Source organism: Streptomyces capoamus (assembly GCF_014654935.1).
GTDB classification, from domain to species: domain Bacteria; phylum Actinomycetota; class Actinomycetes; order Streptomycetales; family Streptomycetaceae; genus Streptomyces; species Streptomyces capoamus.
This window is the reverse complement of record NZ_BNBF01000023.1, coordinates 62,464-71,592: the sequence shown is the minus strand read 5'-3', so window position 1 is coordinate 71,592 and position 9,129 is coordinate 62,464. Positions and strand designations below refer to the sequence as shown.

The following is a 9,129-nucleotide window of genomic DNA, read 5'->3' as shown; positions in this document are numbered from 1 at the left end:
CCGGCTACTTCGAGGACAAGCTGGAGGAAGAGGAGGAGCGCGAGCACGAGGAGGAGGAACAGGCCGCCCGCAGCGGCAAGCAGAAGCCCGCGATCGTCCTGGCCGGCCAGGCCGCGTTCTTCATGTTCCTCTACCTGGAGGTCCTGGACGCCTCCTTCTCCTTCGACGGCGTCATCGGCGCCTTCGCCATCACCAACGACATCGTGCTGATGGCCCTCGGCCTCGGTATCGGCGCGATGTACGTCCGGTCGCTCACGGTCTACCTGGTCCGCCAGGGCACCCTGGACGACTACGTCTACCTGGAGCACGGCGCCCACTACGCCATCGGCGCCCTCGCCGTGATCCTCATGGTCACCATCCAGCACGAGATCAACGAGGTCGTCACCGGTCTCGTCGGTGTCGTCCTGATCGCCTGGTCCTTCTTCTCCTCCGTCCGCCGCAACCGCGCCCTGGCCGCGGCGGGCGGCGAGGGCACCGACGAGAAGGCCGAGGTCTCGTCCGGGGTGTGACGGCCCGGACGGTGAGGAACGCTCTGAGCGGGGCGGCCGACACGGCCGGCCGCCCCGCCGGCGTCACAACGGTCACCTGGGGGCGGGAATGGGATTCTTCGACGGGCTGCTGGGCGGGCGCGCCGCCGACTTCGACTCGGGCAACTCGACCAACGCGATCGAACTGACCAGGCGGCACCAGGCGGTGTCGCTCACCAAGCAGGAAGCGGCCACCGGCCACCTGCGCGTGAACCTCTCCTGGCGGATGCGGACGTCCGACTTCGACGGGACCCAGCGCACCAGCCTGTTCCGGCACCCCTTCAGGGCCCTGAAGCCGCCGGAGGTCCTCGGGCACGGCCAGAGCATGGTCAACGTCGACCTCGACCTCGGCTGCCTGTACGAGCTGACCGACGGCACCAAGGGGGTCGTACAGCCCCTCGGCGGCTACCTGGGCGACGTCAACGCGCCGCCGTACATCAAACTCAGCGGCGACGACCGGTTCGGCTCGGCGTCCGGCGAGACGATGTACGTCAACCTCGACCACCGCGACGCCCTCAAGCGGCTGCTGGTCTTCGTCTACATCTACGACCAGACCCCCGCCTTCGACCGTACCCACGCCGTCGTCACCCTCTACCCGAGCAACGGCCCCCGCATCGAGATAAGCCTCGACGAACGCCACCCGCAGGCCCGCTCCTGCGCCGTCGTCATGATCGAGAACGTCAAGGGCGAACTGATCGTCCGCCGCGAGGTCAAGTTCGTCTACGGCTTCCAGGGCGAACTCGACCGTCTCTACGGCTGGGGCCTGCAGTGGGGCAGGGGCTACAAGACCAAGGCGGACCGGTAGGGCGCGGGCGGCCTACCGCCCGACGAACTGCGGCCCCTGCGGCGGCAGCCGGAAGTACGCGTCCCCCGACGCGGCCGCCGGCGCCTGCATCGGCTGGGGGTAGCCGTAGGCGGGCGGCTGCGCCGGCACGGAAGCCGTCGGCGGCTCCGCGGAGGCCGGCAGCTCCGGGGGCAGCGGCTGGGACGACGTCGGCTCGGACTCCGGCTCCGCGCCCTCCGACTCGTCCACCGAGATGCCGAAGTCGGTGGCGAGCCCCTTCAGCCCGTTGGAGTACCCCTCGCCCAGCGCCCGGAACTTCCAGCCCTCCCCGCGCCGGTACAGCTCACCGCAGATCAGCGCCGTCTCCGCGCCGGTCTCCGGCTTGATCTCGAACCGGGTCAGCGGTTCCCCGTCGGCGACCGCCGCGTCGTACAGCAGGATGCACAGCGCCGGCACCCGGTCGAAGGCGACGCCGTCGGCGGAGGCGACCAGCAGGATCCGGCCCACCCCCGGCTCCACGCCGGACAGGTCCGTCTGGATCGTGTCGGCCAGCCCCTCGGCGACCCGCTTCTTGCCCAGCCGCCACACCGCCCCGGAGGGGTGCCGGGGCTGGTTGTAGAAGACGAAGTCCTCGTCGGAGCGCACCCGGCCGCCGGAGCCCAGCAGCAGTGCCGACACGTCCACGTCCGGGACGCCCTGCCCGGGCGTCCAGCGCAGCACGGCACGCACCGTGGCGGCCTCCAGCGGGACGTTCGACCCCTTCAGCATCGCGTGCGTCATGCGGTCATCCTGCCTGCTCGGTCCTGCTCACGACAATGCGGGGGGTTGGCGGCGCCACGGGTGGGTTACCGGAAATTCACGCACGTGGGGAACTCCGGACAGGGATCCCTACGTACTATTACCGGCCACCCTTTACCGAATCCAGAGGATCGGCTCGCGCGCCGAGGGAGTCCTATGCGTCATTTCGGGCACATCGCCCCCGAGGTACGGCAGCGCCTCTTCCATCAGGAGCCGTGCGCCTTCACCGCCGGCTCCCCTCCCCGGCTGCTCTCCGCGGCCCTGGGCGCCACGCTGTACAGCCCGGCCACCCGGCCGCGGCTGGCCGACGACATCGTCAAGCAGGCGGCGGGCGGGGTGGTCTCGATGGTGCTGTGCCTGGAGGACTCGATCGACGACGCGGACGTCGGGCCGGCGAGGAGAACCTCGTCCGGCAGTTCGCCGCTCTCGCCGCCCGCCCCGGGGCGGAACCGCCCCTGCTGTTCATCCGGGTCCGCACCCCGGAGCAGATACCGGACCTGGTCCGCCGCCTCGGCCCGACCGTGCGCCTGCTGACCGGATTCGTGCTGCCCAAGTTCACCGAGGAACGCGGCATCCCCTTCCTGGAGGCCCTCACCGGCGCGGAGAAGGCCTGCGGCCGCCGGCTTTTCGCCATGCCCGTCCTGGAGTCCCCCGAGCTGCTCTACCGGGAGTCCCGGGTGGAGACCCTGGAGGGCATCTTCCGCGCGGTCGACAAGTACCGCGACCGGGTGCTGGCCCTCCGCCTCGGCGTGACCGACTTCTGCTCCTCCTACGGCCTGCGCCGCGCCCCCGACATGACGGCGTACGACGTCCAGATCGTCGCCTCCGTGATCGCCGACGTGGTGAACATGCTCGGCCGTGCCGACGGCAGCGGGTTCACCGTCACCGGCCCGGTCTGGGAGTACTTCCGCGTGCCGGAGCGCATGTTCAAGCCGCAGCTGCGCCAGAGCCCCTTCCTGCAGGTACGGGCCGTCGAGCTGCGCGAGAAGCTGATCGAACACGCCATGGACGGGCTGCTCCGGGAGATCTCCCTCGACCAGGCCAACGGCCTGCTCGGCAAGACCTGCATCCACCCCTCCCACGTCCTGCCCGTGCACGCGCTGTCCGTGGTCAGCCACGAGGAGTTCAGCGACGCCCAGGACATCCTGCGGCCGGAACGCGGCGGCGGGGGTGTACTCCGGTCGGCGTACACGAACAAGATGAACGAGGTGAAACCGCACCGCGCCTGGGCGGAGCGGACCCTCCTGCGCGCCGAGGTGTTCGGCGTCGCCAACGAGGACGTCGGCTTCGTGGACCTGCTCGCCGCCGGCATACCCGGCTGAACCTTTCGTCACCTCTCCAAGGAACGCATGAACAACGCAGTGAACGACGGGGTCTGGTCCGGCAGCTGGGTCGCCGAGCGGCTCGGGGTCGGGCTCGAGGGCGACGACGCGCTGCCGGCGCTGCTCGGACTCGCCCTGCGGCGCAATCCCAAGCGGGCCCACCTGCTGGTCTCCAACGTCCTCGGCAAGCACGTCCCGCAGTCGCCGGCCGTGGTCCACGACCACGGGCTCCGGCTGGGCCGCCGGGTCGCCGAGCTGCTCGGTGAGGCCGAGACGGGGTCCGCCGTCGTCCTCGGGTACGCGGAGACCGCGACGGGGCTCGGGCACGCCGTCGCCGACGGGCTCGGCGCGGCACCGTATCTGCACTCCACGCGGCGGCCCGTCCCCGGCGTCACCCCGGCGGGCGGCTTCGAGGAGTCCCACAGCCACGCCACGTCGCACCTGCTGCTGCCGGAGGATCCGGGGCTGCTGGCCGGGGACGGACCGCTGGTGCTGGTGGACGACGAGTTCTCGACCGGCAACACGGTCCTCAACACCATTCGTGACCTGCACCGGCGGTATCCGCGCCGGCGCTACGTGGTGGTGGCCCTGGTCGACATGCGGTCGGCCGAGGACTGCGCGCGGCTGGAGCGGTTCGCGCGGGACATCGGGGCACGGGTGGACCTCGTCGCCGCCGCGTCTGGGACCGTGCGGCTGCCGGAGGGCGTGCTGGAGAAGGGGCAGGAACTGGTGGCCCGGCACGAGTCCGCCGGGAGCGGGCCCAGCGAGGCGACCCGGCCCGGGCCCGTCACCAGGGTCGACCTGCACTGGCCCCCGGGGCTGCCCGACGGCGGCCGGCACGGCTTCACCCCCGCCCACCGCGCCCGGCTCGAAGCGGCCCTGCCCGCCATGGCCGCCCGCATCCGCGACGCCCTGCCCGCCGGCGCCCGCCGGGTCCTCGTCCTCGGCTCCGAGGAGCTGATGTACACCCCGCTGCGGCTCGCCCGCGAGCTGGAGCAGGGCACGGCCACCGAGGTGCGGTTCTCCACCACCACCCGCTCGCCGGTCCTCGCGGTGGACGACCCCGGGTACGCGATCCGCACCCGCCTGGTCTTCCCCGCCCACGACGACCCGGCCGACGGCCCCGGCGAGCGCTATGCGTACAACGTGGCCGGCGCCGGCTTCGACGCCGTCGTCGCCGTGGTCGACTCCGTCGCCGACACCCCCGCCCTGCACGCGCCCGGCGGTCTGCTCGCCCGCCTCACCGCGCACGTCCCGCACGTCCTGCTCGCGGTCGTACCGTCGTACGTCCCGCATGCTCCCGAAAGGCCGGTCATGCTGCCCGAGCCCCTCCGCGGCCCCGCTTTCTCCTCGTACGCCCCGGAGGAGGTCGGCTGGCTGCTCCAGGACCTGTCCGACGTGCCCCTGGAGGCGCCGACGGAGGAGCGGGAGGAGGCCGTCCAGCACGGCGGCGCGCACTACGCCGAGTCGCTGCCGGTGGAGTACCAGCCCAGCGCGCGGTACCAGGAGCTGTTCCACGCGGCGCTCGACGCGTCGGCCGCCCGGCTCGCGCACGCCGTCGGTGTCGTCACCGAGACCGTCCTCACCGAGCGGTCGCCCCGCCCGGTGCTGGTCTCCCTGGCCCGCGCGGGCACCCCGGTCGGCATCCTGATGCGCCGCTGGGCGCAGTTCCGGCACGGCCTGGAGCTCCCGCACTACGCGGTGTCGATCGTGCGCGGCCGGGGCATCGACGCCAACGCGCTGCGCTGGCTCGCCGGCCGGCACGACCCCCGGGACGTCGTCTTCGTCGACGGCTGGACCGGCAAGGGCGCGATCACCCGCGAGCTCGCCGAGGCCGTCGCGCGGTTCGAGGCCGCCGAGGGCGTCACCGGGTTCGACCCGGAGATCGCCGTCCTCGCCGACCCCGGCTCCTGCGTGCGCACCTACGGCACCCGCGAGGACTTCCTCATCCCCTCCGCCTGCCTCAACTCCACCGTCTCCGGCCTGATCTCGCGCACGGTCCTGCGCGCCGACCTGGTCGGCCCGCACGACTTCCACGGCGCCAAGTTCTACCGGGAACTCGCCGGCGCGGACGTCTCCGTGGCCTTCCTCGACGCCGTCGCCGCCCGTTTCCCGGAGGTCCGCGACGCCGTCGACGGCGCGGCGAAGGAACTGACGGCCGCCGACCGCACCCCGACCTGGGCGGGCTGGCGGGCCGTGGAACGGATCAGCGAGGAGTACGGCATCCACGACGTCAACCTGGTCAAGCCGGGCGTCGGCGAGACCACCCGGGTGCTGCTGCGCCGGGTGCCGTGGAAGATCCTGGCGCGGGCCGGGGCGGGCGCCGACCTGGACCACGTACGGCTGCTCGCCGAGCAGCGCGGGGTGCCGGTCGAGGAGGTCGGCGATCTGCCGTACACCTGCGTCGGCCTGATCCACCCCCGGTACACGCGGGGTGCCACGGGCGCCGACGGCCGGGCGGTGAACGTCTGATGCCGGTGCTGGTGGCGAGCGACCTCGACCGTACGCTGATCTACTCCTCGGCGGCCCTCGCGCTGACCATGCCCGACGCCCGGGCGCCCCGGCTGCTGTGCGTGGAGGTGCACGAGGCCAAGCCGCTCTCCTACCTGACGGAGACCGCGGCCGGGCTGCTGACCGACCTCGGGGACGCGGCCGTGTTCGTGCCGACGACGACCCGGACCCGCAAGCAGTACCAGCGCATCAACCTGCCGGGTCCGCCGCCGGCGTACGCGATCTGCGCCAACGGCGGGCATCTGCTGGTCGACGGGGTCACCGACACCGGCTGGCACGCGCGCGTGCAGGCGCGGCTCGCCGCGGAGTGCGCGTCGCTGGCGGAGGTCGGCGAGCACCTGCTGCGGTCCGCCGACCCGGTCTGGCTGCGCAAGCACCGCATCGCCGAGGACCTGTTCGCCTACCTGGTGGTGGAGCGCGAGCTGCTGCCCGAGGACTGGGTGAAGGAGCTGGCGGTGTGGGCGGAGGACCGCGGCTGGACGGTGTCCTTGCAGGGCCGCAAGATCTACGCCGTGCCGAAGCCGCTCACCAAGAGCGCGGCCGTCCGCGAGGTCGCCCGGCGCACCGGCGCGGAGCTGACGCTGGCCGCCGGCGACTCGCTGCTCGACGCCGACCTGCTGCTCGCCGCCGACCGCGGCTGGCGCCCGGCCCACGGCGAACTGGCCGACACGGGCTGGACGGCCCCGGACGTCACCGCCCTGCCGGAACGGGGCGTCCTGGCGGGCGAGCGGATCCTGCGGGAGTTCCTGAGAGCGGTACGGCAGCCGACTTAAGGGGCGCGGGGAACTGCGCGAAGGAGCACGACGGCGCCGCACCCGCGAGACGGCATCACGTGGCACCCCGGTGGGCGGCTACCCGCAGCACCCTCCGCCACAGCAGCCGCCCCCTCCGCCCGCACCGGCCCTCGGCGCGGGCGCGGCGGCGGACGTGGTGTTCGACACGCCCACCGCCACGGTCGACAGCAGCTTCACCGTGTCGTCGTGGCCCGCGGGACAGCTCGCGGGGGCGGCGGACTGGGCCATGGGGCGGCTGACTTCGAAGGTGTCGCCGCAGGTCCGGCAGCGGTACTCGTAGCGAGGCATGCCCCCAGGTTAGCCGTCAAGGCCCGGACGGCGACGTCTCAATGTTTCATGAGTGTTGCTTTCCATCCGGCATATGTGCAGGTCATTCGAAAACGTTACTGATAATTTGTGAACGCCGTTGCGAGGATGCTCAGCTCACCCGCGCGAGCAAGACCGAGTGCGGAGGGAGACGCAGGCGTGACCAATGCGTCGCAGGGGGAGGGCGGCCCCATGGGGGGAGGCCGTCGCGAGAAGCCGTCGGGCGCCGACGAGACCCTGCATCTGAGAGTCGACGCCCTCAGGGCGGACGAGACCGTGCAGCTGCGCGTCCCGCCACCACCGGAGCCGGCCGCTCCGGGCGGCGGCCGGGCCGAGCGCCGGCGCAGCGCGCGCTCCACCGGGCGGGAGCGGACCGCGAACGCGGCCGGCCGTCTGCTGACCCCGCTGGCCCCGTACGCGCGCCGCGCGGCCCCGTACGCACGCCGCCTCAAGCCGGTCTACCCGCGCCCCGGACGCACCGGCTGGCGCCGCTGGATACCCTCCTGGCGCCAGTGGCTCGGCGCCACCCTGACCTCGTTCGGCCTGCTGAGCGCGTTCCTCGTCACCGCGTACGCCATGACGGACATACCGGACAACCTCAACTCGTACGCCACCCAGCAGGACAACGTCTACTTCTGGTCCGACGGCACGCCCATGGCCCGGACCGGCTGGGTGCAGCGGCAGGCGATGCCCCTGAAGGACATACCCGAGGACGTCCGCTGGGCGGTGCTCGCGGCCGAGAACGAGAGCTTCTACTCGGACCCGGGCATATCCGCCAAGGGCATCACCCGCGCGGTGTTCCGCACGCTGGGCCAAGGGGACACCGAGGGCGGGTCGACCATTACCCAGCAGTACGTGAAAAACGTTTACCTGACCCAGAACCAGACCGTAAGCCGCAAATTCACCGAGGCGATGATCGCCCTCAAGCTCGACAACAAGATGAGCAAGGACCAGATCCTCGAGGGCTATCTCAACACCAGCTGGTTCGGCCGCGGCAGCTACGGCATCCAGCGCGCCGCCCAGGCCTATTACGGCAAGGACGTCGGCAAGCTCAACGCCTCCGAGGCGGCCATGCTCGCCGGACTGCTCAAGGGCGCCGGACTGTACGACCCCACGCTCGGCAAGGCCAACCACGCGCGGGCCGCCGAACGCTGGTCCTGGATCCTCGACCGCATGGTCAAGATCGGCAAACTGTCACCGCAGGAACGGGCGAAGTACACCAAGTTCCCCGAGCCGCTGAAGAGCAACCCGCTGTACAACACCGGCGCGCAGAGCGACTACCTGGTGGAACTCGCCTCCCAGTACGCCAAGAAGGCCGGACACCTCACCGACCAACAGTTCGACCTCGGCGGCTACCAGATCTACACCACCTTCGACCACAAGCGGGAGAAGGCGCTCACCGACGCCGTCACCAAGACCCGCAAGCAGGCCGCGAAGAACGACCCGGCGACCGCGAGGAACGGCCACTACGGCGCCGCCTCGGTCGCCCCGGACGGCCGCGTCCTCGCCGTCTACGGCGGCCCCGACCACCGCAAACAGGGCTACAACGAGTCCAACGCCACCACCGTCCCCGCCGGCACCGCCTTCACCCCGTTCGTCTACGCCGCCGGACTCGAACACGGCGTGCGCAAGACCCGCGGCGGACCCGCCACCCCCGTCACCCCCGACAGCGTCTACGACGGCGACGACGGCGTGCCCGTCACCACCCCCGAGGGGCCGTACTGGGACCGCAGCGGCAAGAAGGTCTCCGCGCACAACGACGGCGGCAGGTCCTACGGGCACATCTCCCTGCGCGAGGCGCTCGCCAAATCGGTGAACACGCCCTTCATGCAGCTCGGCATGGACACCGGCCTGGACAGGGTCCGCCAGACCGCCGAGGCCTCCGGACTGCTGCCCTCCAGCTTCGGCCCCCAGGTGCCCGCCCTGTCCCTGGGCAACTCCACGCCCAGCGCGATCCGGATGGCCAGCGGCTACGCCACCTTCGCCGCCGGCGGCACCCACACCGAGCCGTACTCGGTGCGCCGCATCACCCGCAACGGTTCCCCGGTCCCGCTCGCCACCCCGCGCCCCAAGCGTGCCATCGGCGA

At 72.0% G+C, this 9,129-nt stretch carries 7 protein-coding genes and 1 pseudogene; 6 read left to right on the top strand and 2 right to left on the bottom strand.

All coding sequences use genetic code 11. The features are described 5' to 3' along the window. Together IE312_RS42460 and IE312_RS30000 are read left to right on the top strand one after the other, a co-directional pair. The coding region (locus tag IE312_RS42460) for a DUF475 domain-containing protein (RefSeq protein ID WP_229900594.1) at positions 1 to 509 on the top strand (509 nt) is incomplete at its 5' end. A gap of 88 nt (positions 510 to 597) precedes the next feature. Beyond that, positions 598 to 1,332, top strand: a complete 735-nt coding sequence (locus IE312_RS30000; protein WP_189985419.1) for a TerD family protein — start codon at positions 598 to 600, stop codon at positions 1,330 to 1,332. A gap of 12 nt (positions 1,333 to 1,344) precedes the next feature. Here IE312_RS30000 and IE312_RS29995 read toward each other — a convergent pair whose 3' ends face one another. Further along, positions 1,345 to 2,091, bottom strand: coding sequence for a TerD family protein (locus tag IE312_RS29995; protein ID WP_189985418.1), 747 nt, complete (start codon positions 2,089 to 2,091; stop codon positions 1,345 to 1,347). Positions 2,092 to 2,265: 174 nt separating this feature from the next. Between IE312_RS29995 and IE312_RS29990 the strand changes: the two are divergent. From IE312_RS29990 to IE312_RS29980, 3 genes and pseudogenes are all read left to right on the top strand, one after another. Beyond that, positions 2,266 to 3,431 (top strand): annotated as a pseudogene (locus tag IE312_RS29990) (HpcH/HpaI aldolase/citrate lyase family protein). 27 nt (positions 3,432 to 3,458) lie between these two features. Next, a complete protein-coding gene (locus IE312_RS29985; RefSeq protein ID WP_189985417.1) occupies positions 3,459 to 5,903 on the top strand; it encodes a phosphoribosyltransferase in 2,445 nt (814 codons plus the stop codon). Beyond that, positions 5,903 to 6,715 carry an HAD family hydrolase gene (locus IE312_RS29980; RefSeq protein ID WP_189985416.1) on the top strand — a complete coding sequence of 271 codons (813 nt, stop codon included), beginning with the start codon at positions 5,903 to 5,905 and terminating at the stop codon, positions 6,713 to 6,715. Before IE312_RS29985 ends, IE312_RS29980 begins: the two co-directional genes overlap by 1 nt. A gap of 78 nt (positions 6,716 to 6,793) precedes the next feature. Here IE312_RS29980 and IE312_RS29975 read toward each other — a convergent pair whose 3' ends face one another. Next, the gene (locus IE312_RS29975) at positions 6,794 to 7,024 is read right to left on the bottom strand and encodes an FmdB family zinc ribbon protein (protein ID WP_189985415.1); all 231 of its coding nucleotides are present in this window, start codon (positions 7,022 to 7,024) and stop codon (positions 6,794 to 6,796) included. A gap of 210 nt (positions 7,025 to 7,234) precedes the next feature. Here IE312_RS29975 and IE312_RS29970 point away from each other — a divergent pair. Next, positions 7,235 to 9,129 (top strand): transglycosylase domain-containing protein (locus tag IE312_RS29970; protein WP_229900593.1); only part of this gene is annotated, 1,895 nt, incomplete at its 3' end.